This window comes from Sinorhizobium sp. RAC02 (genome assembly GCF_001713395.1).
In the GTDB taxonomy this organism is placed as follows: domain Bacteria; phylum Pseudomonadota; class Alphaproteobacteria; order Rhizobiales; family Rhizobiaceae; genus Shinella.
The window spans coordinates 750,864-771,536 of record NZ_CP016450.1; the positions used below are offsets into that span (position 1 = coordinate 750,864).

The 20,673-nt window shown below is 61.9% G+C and carries 20 protein-coding genes and 1 other RNA gene; 12 read left to right on the forward strand and 9 right to left on the reverse strand.

Features of this window, described 5'->3' with window-relative positions:
• Positions 1-39 precede the first annotated feature (39 nt).
• From BSY16_RS03475 to BSY16_RS03490, 4 genes are all read right to left on the reverse strand, one after another.
• The gene (locus BSY16_RS03475) at positions 40-237 is read right to left on the reverse strand and encodes a DUF4169 family protein (RefSeq protein ID WP_069058383.1); all 198 of its coding nucleotides are present in this window, start codon (positions 235-237) and stop codon (positions 40-42) included.
• An 8-nt stretch (positions 238-245) separates the two neighbouring features.
• Entirely contained in the window at positions 246-767 is a 522-nt protein-coding gene (locus BSY16_RS03480; RefSeq protein ID WP_069058384.1) for an SspB family protein, read from the reverse strand.
• A gap of 200 nt (positions 768-967) precedes the next feature.
• Positions 968-1,327: a transfer-messenger RNA gene (ssrA, locus tag BSY16_RS03485) on the reverse strand.
• Between the two features lie 26 nt (positions 1,328-1,353).
• Positions 1,354-2,685, reverse strand: coding sequence for a putative bifunctional diguanylate cyclase/phosphodiesterase (locus BSY16_RS03490; RefSeq protein ID WP_171902380.1), 1,332 nt, complete (start codon positions 2,683-2,685; stop codon positions 1,354-1,356).
• A gap of 253 nt (positions 2,686-2,938) precedes the next feature.
• On the opposite strand from BSY16_RS03490, the gene BSY16_RS03495 reads away from it, so the two are divergent.
• The 7 genes from BSY16_RS03495 to BSY16_RS03525 all read left to right on the forward strand — a co-directional run bounded on the left by BSY16_RS03495 (position 2,939) and on the right by BSY16_RS03525 (position 8,829).
• A complete protein-coding gene (locus tag BSY16_RS03495; RefSeq protein WP_069058386.1) occupies positions 2,939-3,250 on the forward strand; it encodes a DUF2853 family protein in 312 nt (103 codons plus the stop codon).
• A gap of 87 nt (positions 3,251-3,337) precedes the next feature.
• Positions 3,338-4,132, forward strand: a complete 795-nt coding sequence (locus tag BSY16_RS03500) for a thymidylate synthase (RefSeq protein WP_069058387.1) — start codon at positions 3,338-3,340, stop codon at positions 4,130-4,132.
• Positions 4,133-4,152: 20 nt separating this feature from the next.
• Positions 4,153-4,674, forward strand: a complete 522-nt coding sequence (locus tag BSY16_RS03505; protein WP_069058388.1) for a dihydrofolate reductase — start codon at positions 4,153-4,155, stop codon at positions 4,672-4,674.
• 216 nt (positions 4,675-4,890) lie between these two features.
• Positions 4,891-6,030 (forward strand): FtsH protease activity modulator HflK, encoded by a 1,140-nt coding sequence (gene hflK / locus BSY16_RS03510; protein ID WP_069058389.1) that lies wholly within the window; start codon positions 4,891-4,893, stop codon positions 6,028-6,030.
• Positions 6,030-6,980, forward strand: coding sequence for a protease modulator HflC (gene hflC, locus BSY16_RS03515; protein ID WP_069058390.1), 951 nt, complete (start codon positions 6,030-6,032; stop codon positions 6,978-6,980). The genes hflK and hflC overlap by 1 nt, the downstream gene beginning before the upstream one ends.
• Positions 6,981-6,984: 4 nt before the next feature.
• Positions 6,985-7,173 (forward strand): DUF2065 domain-containing protein, encoded by a 189-nt coding sequence (locus BSY16_RS03520; protein WP_069058391.1) that lies wholly within the window; start codon positions 6,985-6,987, stop codon positions 7,171-7,173.
• 126 nt (positions 7,174-7,299) lie between these two features.
• Positions 7,300-8,829, forward strand: a complete 1,530-nt coding sequence (locus BSY16_RS03525; protein WP_069061346.1) for a DegQ family serine endoprotease — start codon at positions 7,300-7,302, stop codon at positions 8,827-8,829.
• A 97-nt stretch (positions 8,830-8,926) separates the two neighbouring features.
• Here the strand turns inward: BSY16_RS03525 and serB are convergent, their stop codons facing one another.
• Positions 8,927-9,820, reverse strand: coding sequence for a phosphoserine phosphatase SerB (gene serB, locus BSY16_RS03530; protein WP_069058392.1), 894 nt, complete (start codon positions 9,818-9,820; stop codon positions 8,927-8,929).
• On the opposite strand from serB, the gene miaA reads away from it, so the two are divergent.
• Positions 9,819-10,733: a tRNA (adenosine(37)-N6)-dimethylallyltransferase MiaA gene (miaA, locus tag BSY16_RS03535; protein ID WP_150129861.1), complete on the forward strand. Its 915-nt coding sequence runs from the start codon at positions 9,819-9,821 to the stop codon at positions 10,731-10,733. The two genes, serB and miaA, sit on opposite strands and share 2 nt — an antisense overlap.
• Here miaA and BSY16_RS03540 read toward each other — a convergent pair.
• Entirely contained in the window at positions 10,720-12,813 is a 2,094-nt protein-coding gene (locus BSY16_RS03540; protein WP_069058394.1) for an ATP-binding protein, read from the reverse strand. The two genes, miaA and BSY16_RS03540, sit on opposite strands and share 14 nt — an antisense overlap.
• Positions 12,814-13,160: 347 nt before the next feature.
• Here BSY16_RS03540 and BSY16_RS03545 point away from each other — a divergent pair, with 347 nt between their 5' ends.
• Together BSY16_RS03545 and ilvN are read left to right on the forward strand one after the other, a co-directional pair.
• The gene (locus tag BSY16_RS03545) at positions 13,161-14,939 is read left to right on the forward strand and encodes an acetolactate synthase 3 large subunit (protein WP_069058395.1); all 1,779 of its coding nucleotides are present in this window, start codon (positions 13,161-13,163) and stop codon (positions 14,937-14,939) included.
• 75 nt (positions 14,940-15,014) lie between these two features.
• Positions 15,015-15,587: an acetolactate synthase small subunit gene (gene ilvN / locus BSY16_RS03550; protein ID WP_069058396.1), complete on the forward strand. Its 573-nt coding sequence runs from the start codon at positions 15,015-15,017 to the stop codon at positions 15,585-15,587.
• 71 nt (positions 15,588-15,658) lie between these two features.
• Here the strand turns inward: ilvN and BSY16_RS03555 are convergent, their stop codons facing one another.
• Complete coding sequence (locus BSY16_RS03555; RefSeq protein ID WP_069058397.1) at positions 15,659-16,504, reverse strand: aldo/keto reductase; 846 nt, start codon at positions 16,502-16,504, stop codon at positions 15,659-15,661.
• Between the two features lie 124 nt (positions 16,505-16,628).
• Between BSY16_RS03555 and BSY16_RS03560 the strand changes: the two genes are divergently transcribed.
• A complete protein-coding gene (locus tag BSY16_RS03560) occupies positions 16,629-17,222 on the forward strand; it encodes a LysE family translocator (RefSeq protein ID WP_069058398.1) in 594 nt (197 codons plus the stop codon).
• Positions 17,223-17,280: 58 nt separating this feature from the next.
• On the opposite strand, the gene BSY16_RS03565 is transcribed toward BSY16_RS03560, so the two are convergent.
• Entirely contained in the window at positions 17,281-18,396 is a 1,116-nt protein-coding gene (locus BSY16_RS03565) for an AbrB family transcriptional regulator (protein ID WP_083242819.1), read from the reverse strand.
• Positions 18,397-18,513: 117 nt separating this feature from the next.
• Between BSY16_RS03565 and BSY16_RS03570 the strand changes: the two genes are divergently transcribed.
• On the forward strand, positions 18,514-19,641 hold the full coding sequence (locus BSY16_RS03570; RefSeq protein WP_069058400.1) for an ATP-dependent DNA helicase: 1,128 nt from the start codon (positions 18,514-18,516) through the stop codon (positions 19,639-19,641).
• Positions 19,642-19,719: 78 nt separating this feature from the next.
• Here BSY16_RS03570 and BSY16_RS03575 read toward each other — a convergent pair whose 3' ends face one another.
• Entirely contained in the window at positions 19,720-20,397 is a 678-nt protein-coding gene (locus tag BSY16_RS03575; RefSeq protein ID WP_069061347.1) for a MerR family transcriptional regulator, read from the reverse strand.
• Positions 20,398-20,673: the final 276 nt, after the last annotated feature.

Below are 20,673 nucleotides of genomic sequence, written 5' to 3' on the forward strand. Positions count from 1 at the left end.
GCAGATCGAATCACAATTTTGCGACAAGGCTTTGAAAGTTCAGCCTTTATCCTCGTTGGGCCGCTCCAGGCGGGCCTGATCGAGGGTCTTTTGCGCCTTTTCATTCAGCGCGCGCGTCAGTGTCTTCTCCGCCTTGGTACGGCCGAAAGCGACGCGATTCTGCTCGGCCTGCGTCTCTTTTTCGGAGCGTGCCTTCTGCTTGCGGAACTGGCGGAGATTGACGACGTCGCCGCTCATCGCAAGGCTCAGTTCTTCTTGCGGAAGGAATCGAGCGAGACGACCGAACCGCCCTTGTTGTTGTCGTCGCCATCGGTCGGGGGCGTCGGCTCTTCGGTGGCGTCCTCGGTCTTTTCCGCGGCGGCCGGATAGGCCGTGATCTCGGCGGAATGTTCTTCCTCTTCCTCTACGGCTGGAACGTCGAACTCCAGTTCGAAGCTGACCGACGGGTCATAGAAACCGCGGATGGCATTGAACGGAATAACAAGCTTTTCCGGCGTGTCGGAGAAGGACAGGCCGATTTCGAACAGGCTTTCGGTGACCTTCAGGTCCCAGAACTGGTGCTGGACGACGATGGTCATCTGCTCGGCATATTTTGCCTTGAGGTGCTGCGAGATGCGCACGCCGGGGGCATTGGTCAGGAAGGTGATGAAAAAATGATGCTCGCCGGGGAGATGCCCCGTGACCGCGACTTCGGACAAGACCTTGCGAATGACGCTCCGCAGCGCGTCCTGGGCGAGAATGTCGTATCGAATGTGGTCTTGCGCCATCCGTTCCTGTCTTTCTTCCTGCCTTTGTATTCAGGCATTTCATTAGGGCATTTCTGCGAATCGCAAAATGCTCCATCCGTTGTTTCGACGCAATTGCGGCGGCGAAATCGCCATGCACTTTTGCCGGAATTGCTCCAGTCCCACGCCTTGCGACACGAGTCATCTGGCACAGCTATAGACCATTTCAAGGGATTGGAGAAGGTGAAGGCTTCTGTTGCCAGGTGCCTCCGAACCCCGCCTAAGAGTGCGACCCCTTAGGACTTGATTTGAAGTGTCACACCGCGATTAAGCAGCGAGACGAGCTTCCGCATAGTTGTCGTTTGCAACTACAAGTTTAGCCCGATAACGGCGGTACAATGCCGAGCAAAAAGTCGATCTTTACGCCCTTGTCGATCCTATTTCGCCCCCATCAAAAGCCGGTCGGTTGACCTGACCGGTTTTTGGTGGAGGCGCCGGGTACCGCCCCCGGGTCCAATGGGTTTATTACACCGCTCATTTATTGCCATAGCTGCCGAGGCAGCAACCTACATATAGGCATTACCGCCGCCCAAGAAAAGGACTTTGTGAAAGGAATTCGCAATTCGGTTCAGGCGGTTTCGGCAAGCGGTGGCGGCATGTCGCTCGTCCATTGCCCCTGGAATTCGGCCAGAGGCACGGGGCGGCCGAAATAGAACCCCTGGAACGCGGTGCAGCCGAAGGATTTCAGCAGCAGGAGCTGTTCCTTCGTCTCGATGCCCTCCGCGACCACGGAGAGTTCCAGCATGTTGGCGATATCGAAGATACTTTTCAGGAGAAGGCGGTTGCGCTTGTTGCCGGGGGCATCCTGCACGAAGGACCGGTCGATCTTGATCTCGTGGATCGGCAATTGGCGCAGGTGGCTGAGCGAGGAGTAGCCGGTGCCGAAATCATCGAGCGAGATGGTGATGCCGGCTGCACGCAGCGCCCGCATCTTCTCGACGATCGTAGCGACGTCCGTCGCCATCATGCTTTCGGTGAGTTCGAGCTTGAGCAGGGTCGGATCAAGCTCGAGCGTGCGGATGCGGTTCAGCACCGCATCGACGAAATTCGCCTCCATGAACTGGTCGACGCTGACATTGACCGCGATTTTCAGGCCGCGCGTGGCCTCTTCCTGTTGCCAGGCCGCGAGCGTCTTGCAGGCTTGCGTCAGCACCCAGTCGCCGATGCGTGGCATCAGCCCGGCCTGTTCTGCAATGGGGATGAATTCGGCGGGTGAGACGTAACCGCCACCCGGCCGCTTCCAGCGCAGCAGCACCTCCGCACCGGTCAACCCGCCGGTTTCGTCGACCTGCGGCTGGTAGAACAGCTCGAATTCGCGGTTGGTCAGCGCCGCCTTGATCTCCCGCACCTGATCGAGGTCCCGGGCGAACTCCCGCTGCATCGCATAGACACCGCCGCACAGCATGGCGACGGCGATGATGGTGTTCACCCACGAGCCGTAAAGCCGGAAGTGATCGGCGATCGGCTCGGCGAAGGGCAGGGCGGCATTCGTGCTGGCGAAGACCACGAAGGCGGCGAGGCACAGGCCGACGATGACGAGTTGCAAGGCAGAGCTCTCGCGCCGGTAATTGATGTAGCCGAGCAGTGCCAGAACGAGCAGGAAGAGGTGCGACACGCGCGGTGCCGCCTCACTCGGGACATCGAACAGCAGGCAGAAGACGACGGTTATGACGAAAAAGGAAATCTGCGAAAACAGCAGCGCTGCGGAAAACTGATGGCGGCGCGCCAGCAAGAAGCTGACGAACGCCACCGTCACCACGGCACCATCCATCACCACCAGCGACCAGGCCTGCATGAACGCAAAGACAATAGCCCAGCCCGCTGTCAGGGCGCCGACAGCAAGAGCGGCCATGCCATAGGCAAGCCGGAACCGGTGCGAGTAGTCTTCAGCCTGTTTCACACGCGATGACCGTCCGTTGTCGTCTGGCGCGTTGGCCAGCCGCATCGATAGACCACTACCGGACATTCCTTCAGAAAGTGCAAAAATGCCAGTCTCTTGAAACTACAGCGGGAGATTGTTGGCGAGGCGCAAAGCGTTACCATCGCACAGCTGGTGTTCATTCGCCCTTGACTTGCCATCTTTGCGGGAAAAACATGCGCCTGCGGCGGGTCCGGCATGATGGCGGAAGCCGAGTGATCGCAGAGGAGACAGCATGACCGACTATCTCGCAGATGTCCGCAAATATGACGGCGGTGCCGACGAGGCCATCGTCAAGAAGATCGTGAGCCATCTCGGCATAGCGCTGCGCAACCGCGACTCTTCGCTCGTCTCCTGCTCCGATCCCGAGGAACTGAACCGCGTGAAGGAAAAATGGTGCGCCAAGAAGTTCGGCGTTACGGGCGATGCTGCCGACAACGCGGTGGAAGCCGTTTGCAAGGCGATGGCCGACGATCGCACGAAATCGCGCGTCACCTTCTACTATCTCACCGCCAAGGAACTCGGAAAGCTGGGCGCGCTCGCCTGAGGAAATCCGGGACAACCCGATTTCACGCTTTGGCCGCCGCCGCTCTCGCCCTTATATATTGTGCTGGACAACGAATCGGCGGCGACCATGCAGCAATATCTCGATCTTCTCGCCCATGTGATGGAAAACGGCACCGACCGCGGTGATCGCACGGGCACGGGCACGCGCGGCGTCTTCGGCCACCAGATGCGCTTCGACCTTTCCGAAGGTTTTCCGGTGCTGACCACCAAGAAGCTGCACCTGCGCTCGATCATCCACGAACTCTTGTGGTTCCTGAAGGGCGATACGAACATCGCCTATCTGCACGAAAACGGCGTCAGCATCTGGGACGAATGGGCCGATGCCGAGGGCGAGCTTGGCCCGGTCTACGGCTACCAGTGGCGCTCCTGGCCGACCCACGACGGCCGGCACCTCGACCAGATCGTCGCCGTCCTCGACAGCATCAAACGCAATCCGAACTCCCGCCGTCATATCGTATCGGCGTGGAACCCGGCACTGGTCGACGAGATGGCACTGCCGCCATGCCACTGCCTGTTCCAGTTCTATGTGGCGAACGGCAAGCTTTCCTGCCAGCTCTACCAGCGTTCTGCCGACATCTTTCTGGGCGTGCCCTTCAACATCGCCTCCTATGCGCTGCTGACCATGATGGTGGCACAGGTGAGCGGGCTCCAGCCCGGCGATTTCGTGCACACGCTGGGTGACGCGCATATCTATGCCAACCATTTCGAGCAGGCGCGCACGCAGTTGACGCGCCGGCCGAAGCCGCTCCCCTTCATGAAGCTCAATCCGGAGGTGAAGGATCTTTTCTCCTTCAAATTCGAGGACTTCACCCTGATCGGCTATGAAGCCGATTCAACCATCAAGGCGCCGATCGCCGTCTGATTATCCAGGAAAGCCGAACCATGAGCGCAGCCAAGATCGTCCTCGTCGTGGCCGTGGCGAAGAACGGCGTCATCGGTCGTGACGGCGACCTGCCGTGGCGCCTGCCGTCGGATCTCAAGCGCTTCAAGCAGCTGACGCTTGGCAAGCCGGTTCTGATGGGTCGCAAGACATGGGCCTCGATCGGCAGGCCGCTGCCAGGGCGACCGAATATCGTCATTACCCGGGATGCCACATTCCTGGCGCCAGGCGCCGACGTTGTGCCGTCCTTGGAGGAGGGGCTTGCCGCAGCACGGCGCGAGGCTGAGAAGCTTGGTGTCGATGAAATCTGCGTCATCGGTGGTGGACAGATCTACGCGCAAGTCTTCGACGGGGCGGATGTTCTGCACGTCACGCATGTCGAAGCCGACGTGGATGGCGATACCCGGTTTCCGGAGATCGATCCGGCCATTTTCGAGAAGGCCGTGGAAGAGCCCATTCCCCAGGGCGAGAAGGACAGTCATGCCATGCGCTTCGTCACCTGGCGCCGGAAAACGGCCGCGTAAGCCATAAATCGTGTCGATCACGAACTATTTTGCCGCACAAGGGCGCTAGGCCTCGCGGATTTGTTGAAAGGTGCCCGGGGGATACCTATAACGGGTTCACCTTGCGTAGCGCGGCGAAACAATCCGCGACCTGTGCGGAAACAACGAATTGGAGCTTGTTCGCGTTTCTAAGAAATGTGGATAGGCTCCGTGGGGATTTGAAAGAAAGAGGTATTGATGCCCTGGAGCAATCAAAATGGCGGCGGCGGCCCTTGGGGCGGCGGCGGCGGTGGTGGAAACAATCAAGGACCCTGGGGCCAGGGACCGAACCGTCCCCGCGGTGGCGGCGGTGGTAGCGGCAACGGTGGCCCGCCCGACCTTGAGGAAATCATCCGGCGCGGCCAGAACCAGCTGAAGAACGTCATGCCCGGTGGCATCAATGGCGGCGTGGTGGTCATCGCGCTGCTGCTCGTCGGCGTCTTCTGGCTGATGAACGCGATCTACACGGTCCAGCCGGACGAGCGCGGCGTCGAACTGCGCTTCGGCAAGCCGAAGCAGGAAGTCTCCATGCCCGGCCTGCATTTCCACATGTGGCCGTTCGAGACCGTCGAACTCGTCAAGATCACCGAGCAGCAGCAGAATATCGGCCGTCGCGCGGCTGCGTCCGGTTCTTCCGACAATTCCAGCCTGATGCTGACCGGCGACCAGAACATCGTCAACGTGCAGTTCTCGGTGCTCTACACGGTCACCGACCCGCAATCCTATCTCTTCAACCTCGAATACCCGGCCGAAACGCTGCAGCAGGTCTCCGAAAGCGCCATGCGCGAAGTCGTTGGCCGCCGTCCGGCGCAGGACATCTTCCGCGATAACCGTCAGGCGATCGCCGAAGGCGTGAAGGCGACGATCCAGGCGACCATGGACGCCTATGGCGCCGGTATCTCCATCAACACCGTCGCCATCGAAGACGCAGCACCGCCGCGTGAAGTGGCCGATGCGTTCGACGAAGTGCAGCGTGCTGAGCAGGACGAAGACCGTTTCCTCGAGGAAGCCAACCAGTACGCCAACCAGAAGCTCGGTGGCGCTCGCGGTCAGGCCGCACAGGTTCGCGAAGAGGCAGCCGCCTACAAGGACCGTGTCGTCAAGGAAGCAGAAGGTGAAGCAGCACGCTTCCTGTCGATCTACGAACAGTACAAGGTCGCGCCCGACGTCACCCGTAAGCGTCTCTTCCTCGAAACGATGGAAGACGTGATGAAGAACTCGAAGAAGGTCATCATCGACGAGAAGCAGGGCGGACAGGGCGTCGTTCCTTTCCTGCCGCTCAATGAGCTCGGCCGTGCAACGACCCAGCAGCAGCAGAGCACGGGAGGCACTCAGTAATGGGCAACCGTATACCAGCCATTTTGATCGCCGTCGGCGTTCTCCTTTTCATCGTCTATTCCTCGGTCTTCGTCGTCAACGAGCGCCAGCAGGCGATCGTCATCCGCTTCGGCCAGATCCAGGACGTCAAGACCGAGCCGGGCCTGTACTTCAAGCTGCCCTTCGGCTTCATGGATGCCGACAGCGTGCAGTACATCCAGGATCAGGCCCTGCGCTTCGACCTCGACAACATCCGCGTCCAGGTCTCGGGCGGCAAGTTCTACGAGGTCGACGCGTTCGTGGTCTACAAGATCACCGACGCGCGTCGCTTCCGCGAAACCGTTTCGGGCGATCGGGCTTCGGCCGAAGCGCGTCTGAGCACGCGTCTCGACGCTGCTCTTCGTCGCGTCTACGGTCTGCGCGGCTTCGAATCCGCTCTGTCTGAAGAGCGCGCTTCGATGATGCGTGAAGTTCGCGGCGAACTGGCGAATGACGCATCGAACCTCGGCCTGACGATCTCCGACGTCCGTATCCGTCGTACGGATCTGACGCAGGAAGTCTCGCAACAGACCTTCGAGCGCATGAAGGCCGAACGCCTTGCCGAAGCCGAACTCATCCGCGCCCGCGGTAATGAAGCGGGCCAGCGCCGCCGCGCCATCGCCGACCGTCAGGTCGTCGAGTTCGTGGCTGCCGCGCAGCGTGATTCGGAAATCCTGCGAGGCGAGGGCGAAGGCGAGCGTAACCGCGTGTTCGGCGAGGCCTTCTCGCAGGATCCGGCCTTCTTCGACTTCTACCGGTCGATGAGCGCCTACCGGAACTCGATGACCTCGTCCGACACCACGCTGGTGCTGTCGCCGCAGTCGGAGTTCTTCCGCTACTTCGAGGATGCGACGGGCTCGAAGCCCGCAACCTCGGACGCAGCAACGGGAACGACGAACGGCACGGCAACGACGCCATCGACGGCAAACTGAGGCCGTGGCCGATTTCCTCACGGGAATCGCGTTCTTCATGATCATCGAGGGGCTGGTGTACGCACTGGCCCCTTCGGTTTTGAAGCGCATGGCGGAAATGCTGCCGAAGATTCCGGAAAGCCAGCTGCGCGTCTCGGGGCTGATTGCGGTCGCCCTCGGCGTGCTGATGGTGTGGTTCATTCGTAGCGCGTGAAAGCCGGCCTTGCGACCGGCGGCGAAGACGGGCAAGACTTCCGATCAAATCATCGTGGCGGACTGATTTTTGCCGTATCCAGGGCAAACACTCGTCACGAACTCCAGACGAAAGAGGATGCCGAACATGGCTTTGAAGACGAGGTCCAGCGCAGCCCATGCGGCACTCGCGCTCGCGGTGAGTTTTTCGCTGACCGCCGGGGGACCGTTTGCCGCGCCAGCGGTCGCACAGGTGCAGCCGGCGGGTCCTGATTCCGTAGCCGATCTCGCCGAGGGCCTGCTCGATGCCGTGGTGAACATCTCCACCTCGCAGAACGTCAAGAGCGACGACAAGGCGCCCGTTCCGCAGGTGCCGGAAGGCTCGCCCTTCCAGGATTTCTTCGACGAATTCTTCAAGGGCGATGGCGGCGAGGGTTCGAACCAGGGGCAGACGGTCAATTCGCTCGGCTCGGGCTTCGTCATCGATCCGTCCGGCTTCATCGCCACGAACAACCACGTCATCGAGGGCGCGGACGATATCGAGGTGAATTTCGCCAACGGCTCGAAGCTGAAGGCCAAGCTCGTCGGCACCGACCCGAAGACCGACCTTGCCCTCCTCAAGGTGGAACCGAAGGCGCCGCTGAAGGCCGTACCGTTCGGTGATTCCCGCACCATGCGCATCGGCGACTGGGTGATGGCGATCGGCAATCCGTTCGGCCTCGGCGGTTCGGTGACGGTCGGCATCATTTCCGCGCGCGGCCGCAACATCAATGCCGGCCCCTACGACAACTTCATCCAGACGGACGCTGCCATCAACCGCGGCAATTCCGGCGGCCCGCTATTCAACATGAAGGGCGAGGTCATCGGTATCAACACGGCGATCATCTCGCCGTCCGGCGGCTCGATCGGCATCGGCTTTTCCGTTCCGACGGAGCTGGCACAGAACATCTTCACGCAGCTGCGCGAATTCGGCGAGACGCGCCGCGGCTGGCTTGGCGTGCGCATCCAGCCGGTGACCGACGATATTTCCGAAAGCCTCGGTATGACGGAGGCCAAGGGGGCGCTTGTCGCCGGCATCATAAAGGGCGGCCCGGTGGACAACGGGTCGATCGAGACCGGCGACGTCATCATTCGATTCGACGGCAAGGATGTCGATGAAATGCGCGACCTGCCGCGTGTCGTTGCCGAAAGCCCGGTCGGCAAGGCCGTGGATGTCGTGCTGCTGCGCGACGGCAAGGAGATGACGGTCAAGGTTACGCTCGGCCGGCTCGAGGACGGCGAGGAGCAGGCGAACGCCGAGGACGCGGCGACGCAGGACGAGGGAACGAAGGAAGAGGGCACGGCGCCTGACACCGGCGCGCAGGCCGAGCCGGAGAAGGCCGACCTCGTTCTCGGCATGGGTATCGGCGACCTCGACGAGGACGCGCGCAAGACCTTCTCGATCGACGAAAGCGTCAAGGGTGTGGTCATCACCGAGGTCACGCCGGATTCGGCAGCGGCTGAGCGTGGCATCGTACCGGGTGACGTGATCGTCGAAATCGGCCAGGAAGCCGTCACGACGGCAGACGAGGTCAAGACCCGCATCACCAAGCTGAAGACGGAGGACCGCCGCAACGTCCTCATGATGATCGCCAACCGCACCGGCGCGCTGCGCTACATCACCGTGCGCATCGACTGACAAAAAAGGCGAGTCCCGTCAGGGGCTTGCTGGTATCTGTCGAGAGATTGAGTCAGACCGCTGGAGCGTTGCTTCAGCGGCCTTTTTGTATCACCGCTCAGGAAGAGATCGCAAAATCGGACTTGCGATAGCCCTGCAGGTAGAGCAGCGCCGTCAGGTCGCCATGGTCGATGCGGATCTTTGCTTCTGCGGCGACGGCGGGCTTGGCATGCAGCGCGACGCCGGCGCCGGAGACGTGCAGCATGCCGAGATCGTTTGCGCCGTCACCGACGGCCATGGCGTCTTCCGGCGAGATGCCGAGGCGCTCGGCAATTTCGATGAGGGCATCGACCTTCGCCTGCTTGCCGAGGATCGGTTCGGCCACTTCGCCGGTCAGTTTTCCGTCGGCATCGAGCAGCAGGTTGGCGCGGTTCTCGTCGAAGCCGAGGGTGGCGGCGATGCGGCTGGTAAATACTGTGAAGCCGCCGGAGACGAGCGCGGTGTAGTAGCCCTTGGCCTTCATGGTCGCGATCAGTTCACGCCCGCCGGGCGTCAGCGTGATGCGCTTTTCGATGACCTCGTCGATGACGGAGACGGGCAGGCCCTTCAGCAGCGCGACGCGTTCGCGCAAGGCGGGTTCGAAGGCGATCTCGCCGTTCATGGCGCGGGCGGTGATCGTTGCGACCTTGTCCTTGAGGCCGACCTCGGCCGCCAGCTCGTCGATGCATTCCTGGCCGATCATCGTCGAATCCATGTCGGCGATCAGAAGCTTCTTGCGCCGCGTCTCGGCCGCCTGGACAGCGACGTCGATCGGCTGGCCGCCGATTGCAGCGAGGATCGTATCGCGGGCCGCGTGGATATCGCTGCCATCCCGCAGGGCAATGTCACAGGCGATACCGTCGGCGAGCCAGTAGAGACCGGAGGCCTTGACCTGATCGGCAGCCTTTTCGGCAATGGCAGGCGTCAGAACAGGATTTGACGGATTGGCGACAAGCGTGGCAACGAAAGCCATGATGAGAAACCTTGATCGAATGCAGGATGCGATCCTGATAACGGGCCCGACGGCGAGCGGCAAGTCCGCGCTTGCCGTGCGACTGGCGGCTGAGCACGATGGCGTGGTGGTCAATGCCGACAGCATGCAGGTTTACGACACGCTGAATGTTCTCACCGCCCGCCCGCAGCCTGCAGATATGGGCGGTATCGAGCACCTGCTCTATGGACATGTGCCGGCTGGGGCGGCTTACTCCACCGGCGATTGGCTGCGCGAAGCGAGCGGCATCGTGGCGCAATTGCATGCGCGCGGCAAACTTCCCGTCTTCGTCGGCGGCACGGGCCTGTATTTTCGCGCACTGACGGGCGGGCTATCGGACATGCCGACCATTCCCGACGCGGTTCGGGAGCGGGTTCGCGCCAAGCTTGCCGCCGAGGGCGCCGAGGCCCTGCATCGGGAGCTTGCCGAGCGTGACCCCGAAATCGCCAATCGCCTGAAGCCGGGTGACGGCCAGCGCATCGTCCGCGCGCTCGAAGTGCTGGAGGCGACGGGACAGTCGATTGCCGCGTTCCAGACGGCGACCGGGCCAACCGTGATCGATCCCGCCCGGGCGCAAAAAATCGTGGTGCTGCCCGACCGCGCGGTGCTCGCTGCCCGCATCAACCGACGTTTCGCCGCGATGCTGAAATCCGGTGCGGTAGAGGAGGTGAAGGCGCTGCTCGCGCTCGATCTTTCCCCTGCCATGCCGGTGATGAAGGCGATCGGCGTGCCGCAGATAGCGGCGATGCTGGCAGGCGAGATGAGCGAGGCGTCCGTCATCGAGCGGAGCGCGGCCGCGACCCGCCAATATGCCAAGCGCCAGATGACCTGGTTCCGCAACCAGCTCGACGAGAGCTGGACGCGGGTCGATCCTCTGGCGTCTAGCGCCGGATGAGGCTGCTGAGCGGCTTCTTGAGGAGCTGGTCGCGTATCGACCCTTCGCGCCGCGGTTCCTGCTGCTCGCCGAAGGCGGGGGCAGGGCGCGTCGGCTGACGGTAAGGATCTGCGGGCTGGCGGTAAGGATCCGCAGCGGGCCGTTGCGGTTCGGATGTCAATTCGCGGCGAATGGACTCGAAGCGTTCCTGAGGCGACTGGTCGTAGGCACCTTGTGCACCGGGCAGCATGTCCGGCCGGTAGGGTTCCGGTGCAGACGGCTGTGGTGCCGGGATTGCTGCTGCCGCCGCCGCTGCCTGGAGCGTATCGATATAGTCTTCCTCGTCCTCGTAGGGCGCATCCTCGTAGCCGGTTGGCAATGAGCCGCTCTGGCCCTGGGCGCTGATGTAGGCGTTCTGGAAGCCGGAAATGTCCGGTCCGGAAATCGCGCGCATGCGCGAGACGATGGAGCGCAGGTCGACGTTTTGCGGCGTCTCGTCGTTGATCTTCACGCCTGTGCCGTTGGCCTTTGGCAGGCGGTTCGTCTCGACGCGCGAGAAGCGCATGCGCATCGGCACGGCAACGGCCTCGCCGAATGCGATGGCCTCGCCATTGCCGATCGACGAGATGAAGCTCGTGGTCGAGGACGACGAGTTTGGGATCGCCGAGCGGATGATTTCCTGGTCGTGGTCGTTGGCAAGACGCATCGCGAAGATTGTCGAGCACTGGGAGAGAATGGTCGGGTCGAGTTCGCCGGGGCGCTGGGTGATGATGCCGAGCGAAACGCCGTACTTGCGGCCTTCCTTGGCGATGCGGGCAATTGCCTGGCGTGTCGGCAAAAAACCGAGTTTCGGATCGGCCGGCACGTAACGGTGTGCTTCTTCGCAAACGACCAGCATGTGAACGGCGCCATTGCTCCAGAGCCCGATTTCGAAGGCCATGCGGCAGAGCACGGAGGCGACCGAATTGACGACTTCCGAAGGAATGCCGGCGAGTTGGAACGTCGTCACCGGCTTGCCGTCACCCGGAATGCGGAAGATGCGCGCGATCGTGTCGAGGATCGTGTCGGTAATGGTGTTCGAGGAGAACATGAAGTGGTAGCGCGGGTCGTTGATCGCCGACATGATCTTGACCTTGAGTGAGCGCAGGTGCGGCTTCTCCGCCCGGCCTTCGAGGCGCCCGATGCGTTCGTCGATCAAGGCGAGCAGGTCGGCGACGCGGAACGGCACCGGCGTGTCGGCCGTCACCGAACTCTTTTCGCTGGTGCGGCGCATCAGGCCGTTGTCGCTGGCGCCGCGGAAGGCGCGTTTGGCCTCAGGGATCAGGTCGCGCAGAATATCCATTTCTTCCGGGATCGGTGGGCGGCCGCGGAAGATCACCTCGGCCAGCTCTTCGAGGCGGAACAGCCAGAAGGGCAGGTCGAGCGTGTCCGTGTCGATGATGACCGAAAGGTCGCCGAAGGCGGAGGCGAATTCGTTGTGCGGGTCCAGGATCAGCACGCGCAGGCGCGGATCGGACTGGATGGCCTTGTGCAGGAGCAGGGTGACCGACGTCGATTTACCGACGCCCGTGGTGCCGACGATGGCGAAATGCTTCTCCAGCATGGAGGGCACATGGATCGTCGCATCGATGCTTTCATCCTGGGTCAGCTTGCCGATGGCCCAGACATCGCTCTTGCCGGTATCGTAGACCTTGGCGAGGTCCGAGGCGCGGATGCGGTGCGCAATGGCGCCGAGATGGGGGTAGTCGGTAATGCCGGCGGAGAATTCTTCGCGTCCGTCCGCGCTGACATGAACCTCGCCCAGAAGCTCGACTTCGATGCGGAAGACCGTGTCGTGATTTTCCACCCAGCTTTGCTGGTCGGTGGCCATGGAATAGACGAGGGCGACGATGCGGTTGCGGCCGACGGAAATCGAGATGAGCCGGCCGACGGACCACAGTTCCGTCATTGCCGTCTGACCGCCTTCGGCGACGGCGCTGATGGTGGCGTGCGAACCGTTGCAGGCGACGACTCGTCCCATCAGACGGTTGCCCGGAGCAACGTCGTCCCGGCGATCCTGTTCGCCCGCCACGATGGAACTTTGAAAATCACTGTTCAGCAAACACGGCACTCCTTGCCATCAAAGGAGAATTCTAGCCGCCGCCGCTTAATAAGACGTTTCGGGCTGGCGCGCTTCTGGATCGCGTTTTGCCGTATGCGCCGGATTTCGTGCCGTTTCGGTACGACTGGAAAAGCGTTGACGTGGATATACTTTGTGGCTAACACTTCGCCCCATGAAAAATCTGACGGCAAACATTCTTGTGGTGGGAACGCGCATGGGCAGGGTGGTGTAACCACCCGGCGAAAGCACCCATGCGCGGTAAGCAGGCTCCTCCAAGGGGCCTTTTTTTATGCCCAGAAATTCGATAATCACACCGGAAATACTAAAGAGACGGACGGGAATATCCGATGAGTGGAACAGAAAACCAGATGACGGGCGCCGAAATTGTCTTGCAGGCCCTGCGAGACAACGGCGTAGAGCATATCTTCGGCTATCCGGGCGGTGCCGTCCTGCCGATCTATGACGAGATCTTCCAGCAGGACGACATCGAGCACATCCTCGTGCGTCACGAGCAGGGCGCCGGCCACATGGCCGAAGGGTATGCCCGCTCCACCGGCAAGGTCGGCGTCATGCTGGTCACGTCGGGTCCGGGGGCGACCAATGCGGTCACGCCCTTGCAGGACGCCCTGATGGATTCCATCCCACTCGTCTGCCTCACCGGCCAGGTTCCGACCACGCTCATCGGATCGGATGCCTTCCAGGAGTGCGACACGGTCGGCATTACGCGCCCCTGCACCAAGCACAACTGGCTGGTCAAGGACGTCAACGATCTCGCCCGCATCATCCATGAGGCCTTCCGCGTCGCGCAGTCCGGCCGTCCAGGCCCGGTCGTCGTCGATATTCCGAAGGACGTGCAGTTTGCGACCGGCACCTATACGCCGCCGTCTGCCGCTCCTATCCAGAAGAGCTACCAGCCGAAGCTGCAGGGCGATGCCCGGCAGATCGAAGCCGCCGTTCAGCTGATGAAGACGGCCCGCCGTCCGATCATCTATTCCGGTGGCGGCGTCGTCAATTCCGGCCCGGAAGCCTCGCGCCTGCTGCGCGAACTGGTCGAGATCACCGGTTTCCCGATCACCTCCACCCTGATGGGCCTCGGTGCCTATCCGCACTCCGGCAAGAACTGGCTGGGTATGCTCGGCATGCACGGTTCCTACGAGGCGAACATGGCGATGCACGATTGCGACGTCATGGTCTGCATCGGCGCGCGTTTCGACGACCGTATCACCGGCCGCCTGAATGCGTTTTCGCCGAACTCGAAGAAGATCCATATCGATATCGATCCGTCCTCGATCAACAAGAACGTCCGCGTCGATATTCCGATCCTGGGCGATGTCGGCAACGTTCTCGAGGATATGGTTCGCCTGTGGCGCGCTGGCAGCAAGGATTATGACAGGGCGGTCCAGGCCGACTGGTGGACCTCGATCACCAAGTGGCGCGCACGCAATTCCTTTGCCTACAAGCAGAGCAATGACGTGATCATGCCGCAATACGCGATCCAGCGGCTCTACGAGCTGACCAAGGACCGTGACACCTACATCACGACGGAAGTCGGCCAGCACCAGATGTGGGCGGCACAGTTCTACGGTTTCGAGCAGCCGAACCGCTGGATGACCTCCGGCGGCCTCGGCACGATGGGTTACGGTTTCCCGGCGGCGATCGGCGTGCAGGTCGCGCACCGCGACAGCCTCGTCATCGACATTGCCGGCGACGCCTCGATCCAGATGTGCATCCAGGAGATGAGCTGTGCGGTTCAGTATAATCTGCCGGTCAAGATCTTCATCCTGAACAACCAGTACATGGGCATGGTGCGCCAGTGGCAGCAGTTGCTGCATGGCAACCGCCTGTCGAACTCCTACACGGAAGCAATGCCGGACTTCGTCAAGCTCGCGGACGCCTATGGCGGCGTCGGCATTGCCTGCGACAAGCCGGGTGATCTCGATGCTGCCATTCAGGAAATGATCGACGTCAAGCGTCCGGTCATCTTCGACTGCCGCGTGGCCAATCTGGCGAACTGCTTCCCGATGATCCCGTCCGGCAAGGCGCATAACGAAATGCTGCTGCCCGACGAGGCCACGGACGAAGCGGTTGCCAATGCGATCGACGCCAAGGGCCGCCAGCTCGTTTGATGAAGAGGAGAGCAATTCCAGCAAAAGTGCGTGAGCGGTTTTGCGGTTGGGATTGCGTGAGGAAAGAGAACGACAATGAACGCACACCTACAGCCTACGGGCTCCGCCTATTTCATCGCCAAGGAAACCCAGGTCGCGGAGAGCCACACGCTCTCCATCCTCGTGGACAACGAGCCGGGCGTGCTCGCCCGTGTCATCGGCCTGTTTTCCGGCCGCGGCTACAACATCGAGAGCCTCACGGTCTCCGAGACCGAGCATGAGGCACACCTGTCGCGCATCACCATCGTGACGCGCGGCACGCCGGGCGTGCTCGAGCAGATCAAGTCGCAGCTCGAGCGCATCGTGCCCGTGCACCGGGTCGTCGACCTGACGGTCCGCGCCAAGATCCTAGGACAGGAGCGCCCGATCGAGCGCGAAGTGGCACTGGTCAAGGTTACCGGCTCGGGCGAAATGCGCGCGGAAACGCTGCGCCTTGCCGATGCTTTCCATGCCAAGGTCGTCGATGCGACGGTCGATCACTTCATCTTCGAGATCACCGGCAAGTCGTCCAAGGTCGACCAGTTCGTGGCCGTCATGAAGCCGCTCGGTCTCTCCGAAGTGTGCCGGACGGGCATCGCCGCGATGAACCGCGGTCCGCAGGGCATGTAAGCCCTTCGAGGGATGAAATAACCAAGCTTTCGATGGAGCCTTCCGCCGGTGTGGAAGGCTCCATTTTCATTTCAGATCATTTCCAGAGGTTGCTTGCGGGTCGGCGGCGGGAAGGCTTCGTCCAGCAGGTTCATATCCTCGGATGTCAGGCGGATTTCTGCGGCGCGGTAATTTTCGCGCACGCGCTCCGGCGAGCCGGATTTCGGGATGGCGATGACGCCCGGTTTCGTCAGCAGGTAGGCGAGTGCGACCTGGGCCGAGCTTGCATGATGGATGCGGCCGATTTCTTCCAGCGTCGGATGCCCGACGAGGCGCCCTTCGTCGAGTGGCGAATAGGCCATGATCGGAATGCCCTGTACCTGGCTCCAGCGTAGCAGGTCGTATTCGATGCCGCGCCGGGCGAGGTTGTAGAGCACCTGATTGGCGATGGGGCGCGCCGGCTCCGCCACGTCGAGCAATTCCAGCATGTCGCTGCCATCGAAATTGGAAACGCCCCAGGCGCCGATCTTGCCCTGCGCCTTCAGCGTCTCGAATGCTTCGACGGTTTCGGCGAGTGGATGCTGGCCGCGCCAATGCAACAGGTAGAGTTCGATATGGTCGGTGCCGAGGCGCTTGAGGCTCGCCTCGCAGGCTGCGATCGTCCCGGTACGGCTGGCATTGTGGGGGAGGACCTTGCTGACGAGGAACACGCCTTCGCGGCGCCCCTTGATCGCTTCGCCTACCACGGTCTCCGCGCCGCCGTCAGCGTACATTTCCGCTGTGTCGACTACTGTCATGCCGAGGTCGAGCCCGGCGCGCAGGCTTGCGGCCTCGTCGGCCGCCGAAGCGCCGCTTTCGCCCATGTGCCAGGTGCCGAGACCCAGCGCCGGTATCTGCCGCCCGCCGGGAAGGGTGACTGCCGGTAGTTCCGCTTTCATGCTGCACTCCATTTTCAACCGTCATGCATCACAATGGGAATTGCATGCATGACAAGAATTGGCTGGTCGTTGCCAAGAGATGGCTTATCAATCGGAAAAAACAATCCGGATAACAAGAGCTACCATGCAGATTGAAATCTTTCTGGCGCTGCTGGTCTTCGCCTTCACCACGTCCATCACGCCGGGCCCGAACAACATGATGCTGTTTGCCTCGGGCGTGAATTTCGGTTTCGTGCGCACGATCCCGCATATGTGCGGCATCGGCGTCGGCTTCCTCGTGCTGCTGCTTGCCGTCGGTTTCGGTCTCGGCGCGCTGCTGGAGGCCGTACCGCTGGTCTATACGGTGCTGAAGTTCGCAGGCGGTGCCTATCTCCTGTGGATCGCTTGGAAGATCGGCACGTCGCGCACCCTCGGCGAGGGCAAGACGGGTGCGCAGCCGATGAGTTTTCTGGCGGCTGCCGCCTTCCAATGGGTCAACCCGAAGGCCTGGGTCATGGCCGTCTCCGCCATGGCGACCTATACGAATTCGGCGAACTATACGATGAGCGTGCTCATCGTCGGCAGTGCCTTCGCGATCGTCAATTTCCCGAGCGTCTCCACTTGGGCCGGCTTCGGCTCGGCCTTGCGCCAGTGGCTGTCCGATCCGGTGCGGCTGAAATGGTTCAACATCACGATGGCCCTGCTGCTCGTCGCCAGCCTTTGGCCGATGTTGCGCTAGAATCAGTCTGAGTCAGACTGATTCTCGATTGTCGGGTTCCACTTTTCCCTGACAAACTCTAGGCGCGGTCCGCCATGAAGCGGGCAAGCCATGGCCCGAGGATGGTTACGAGGATCAGCCGCGCCGTCTGGAGCGTCATGATGAAGGCGACGTCGACATTGCTTGATGCGGCGATGACGGCGATGGAATCAAGGCCGCCGGGGCTGGTCGCGAGATAGGCGGTCAGCGGATCGATGCCGAGGACGAGGATCAGCAACCCGGCGAGCAGGCCCGAGAATCCGATCAGCACGATGATCGAGGCGACCGTCGGCAGCAGGGCACGGCGGGCATGCATGAGGATGGCGCGCGTGAAGCCGAGGCCGATATTCCAGCCGAGCAAGGTGAAGGCGATGACCAGCAACCATTGCGGCAGCACGATTGTCACCGTGCCGGACGAGTTCAGCACCGCGGCGAGCGCGAAGGGCACCAGAAAGGCGCCGGCCGGCACGCGCAGCTTCTGGCCAAGAAGGCCGGCGAGGATGCCAATACCGAGCATGGCGACGAGGGGCAGCATCGGCACAGGCTCGAACCAGGCATGCGGCGGCACCGCCGCCCCGTCATGGCCGCCGAAATGGGCGACGAGGGTAGCGCAGGTCGCGACGAAGACGACGCGCAGATATTGCATGAAGGCGACGAGACGGGCGTCGGCGCCGTAGGCTTCGGCCATGATCATCATCGTTGAGGCTGCGCCGGCGGAAGAGCCCCAGATCGCCGTTGTGCCCGGCAGGACGCCGGTGCGCGCGATCATCCAGCCGGAGAGCGTGCTGACGCTGATCACCGAGATCACCACGAACAGCATCAGCAGCCAGTTTTCGGCGAAGGTGCCGAGAAAATCCTTGGAAATCATGGTGGCGATCATCAGCGCGAGCACGACCTGCACGCCGAAGAAGAAGATGCGCGGCAGGCGGATCGTCCCGCCACCGAGCGCCACGAAAATGCCGGCGATCATCGGCCCCATCAGGAGCGCTGCGGGGAAGCCGGCGACTTCGAGGGGCGCCGTCGTTGCGATGGAGAGACAGCCGACAAGGCACCATTGCAGCCAGGCCGGCAATCTGCCGGCGCCGGTTGGCGCGTTCTCGTTCGGGCTTGAAGAGGCGGGCGGCAAATCAGGGCTCCGGGCGGTAGTGCACTGCATACATCGTCGGGCCATCGGGGAACAGGGCCAAATCAGGGGAGGGCTGGTGTCGTGTCCGCCTGTGTACTCTCCACGCTGCCCCTTGCCTCTGCCGTGCGAATCCTGCCAAGTCCGGTCATGGAATTCGCACCCCAACAGGATGAAGCGCTAAAAGCCGTTGCCCAATGGCTGAAGGCCGGGCGGGACCCGTTGTTCCGGCTGTTCGGTTATGCCGGTACCGGCAAGACGACGCTTGCGCGCCATTTCGCCGAGAATGTCGATGGCGACGTCCTGTTTGCGGCCTTCACCGGCAAGGCGGCGCAGGTGCTGCGTTCGAAGGGTGCCTCGAACGCAAAAACTATCCATTCGCTGATCTACCGCCCGCGCGGCGAAGAGGAAGTGTCGGACGAGGAGACGGGGAAAACCTCGATCTCGCCGATGTTCTCCATCAATCGCCAGAGCCCGGTCGCCAAGGCCGCACTCGTCGTCGTCGACGAATGCTCGATGGTGGACGAGGCGCTTGGCAAGGACCTGATGAGTTTCGGTACGCCCATCCTCGTGCTTGGTGATCCCGGTCAGCTTCCCCCGGTTTCCGGTGGCGGTTACTTTACAAACCAGGACCCGGATTACCTTCTGACGGACATTCACCGGCAGGCGCGCGACAATCCGATCATCCATCTCGCCATGCAGGTGCGCGAAGGCAAGGATATCGGCTACGGCGATTACGGTGCAGCGCGTGTCATCGGGCGTAACGAGGTGGATCAGACGCTTGTGCTCGAGGCCGACCAAGTACTGGTCGGCACCAATCGCACGCGTCGGCGCTACAACCAGCGCCTGCGCGAGCTGAAGGGGTTTACCACCGAGTATCCGCAATCCGGCGACAAGCTGGTGTGCCTGCGCAACGATCCGGCCAAGGGCCTGCTCAACGGCTCGCTCTGGCAGGTGATGAGTTCGTCCAAGGAAACGGTGAAGCCCGGCATCAACCTGATGATCCGGCCGGAAGACGACGACATGGACCGCGGTGCGGCCAAGATCAAACTTCTCAAGGCCGCCTTCGAGAATCTCGAAGAGGAAATCCCGTGGTCGACGCGCAAGCGCTACGACGAGTTCGATTTCGGCTATGCGCTGACCGTGCACAAGGCGCAGGGTTCGCAGTGGAACAATGTCGTGCTGTTCGATGAAAGTTTTGCTTTCCGCGACACACGTGAACGCTGGCTTTACACTGCCATTACGCGCGCCGCGGAAACGCTCACCATCGTACGATAATCAGGACCCGCACGACGGACCGCTTATCAGGAAGCGGATTGAGGGGCCGGTCATCATGTCCGGCCGCATACGCCGGTCTTAATGACCGACGATCCCGAGCATGACCGCCTTTGCGACGGCCTGGAAACGGTTGTTGCTGTTGAACTTGGAGATGATGGTCTTTTCCATCACCTGCACTTCGCCGGGCTCGACTTCGAGCGCGCGCGCGATGCGGCTTGTCGGGTAGCCTTCCGCCATCAATGTGAGGCAGCGCAACTCGACCTGCGAGAAACTGCAATGCGGCGTGTTGTCGTTCGTTTCGATCTCGTGGGCGGCGCTGAAATCCAAAAGTTCGTTGATCTGCTGCATCTGGCGGCGGATCGTCGACTGCTGGGCAGCCAGCTCCCGCTTGCGTGCGGTCATGGCGGTGCGGAAGATGGTGTCGGCTTCATCCTGGCTGTCGGCTGCGGAAAGCTGATCCAGCAGTTCCTGGATCACCGCAACGGGCATGCCGGTCTCGCGGCAGGTGTTGACCACCGCCATCTGCTGGATCTCTTCCGGCCCATAGACGCGCATGGGGCCGACGCGGGCTGCCCGCAGCAGGCCCTTTTCCTCGTAGAAATGCAGGGTGCGGTGCGTCACGCCGAAGGCGTTCGCCATGTCCGCAATTGCAAGGCGCCCTTCCGGCAGGTTTTCCGGCAGCGGTGCCACGGGCAGGAAACGGATGGTCTTGCGTGCGCCGGTCCGGCCGTCCGCTTTCTTGGACTCATTGGTCATCATGAAAGCGGCCCGCCAAAAAGAAGAATGATCATGTGAATATCCCCGGTCACCGATGCAAAACCCGCTTCACCCTGAAGGCGGGAATCCGAATCGGTGGATAGTGCCCTGTCACTGTTCTATCGGCTGTGCAGACCGAAGGAACTGTATGCAATCGCGCGACGATTCTCGATCCGATTCTTGATTAAAATGTTCCGGATTTTGAACCAAGGCGGCACACACTACCGATCCGCCCAGGTTCATAAAGTAAACCGAAGGGGCGAGCGTGCCTATCGT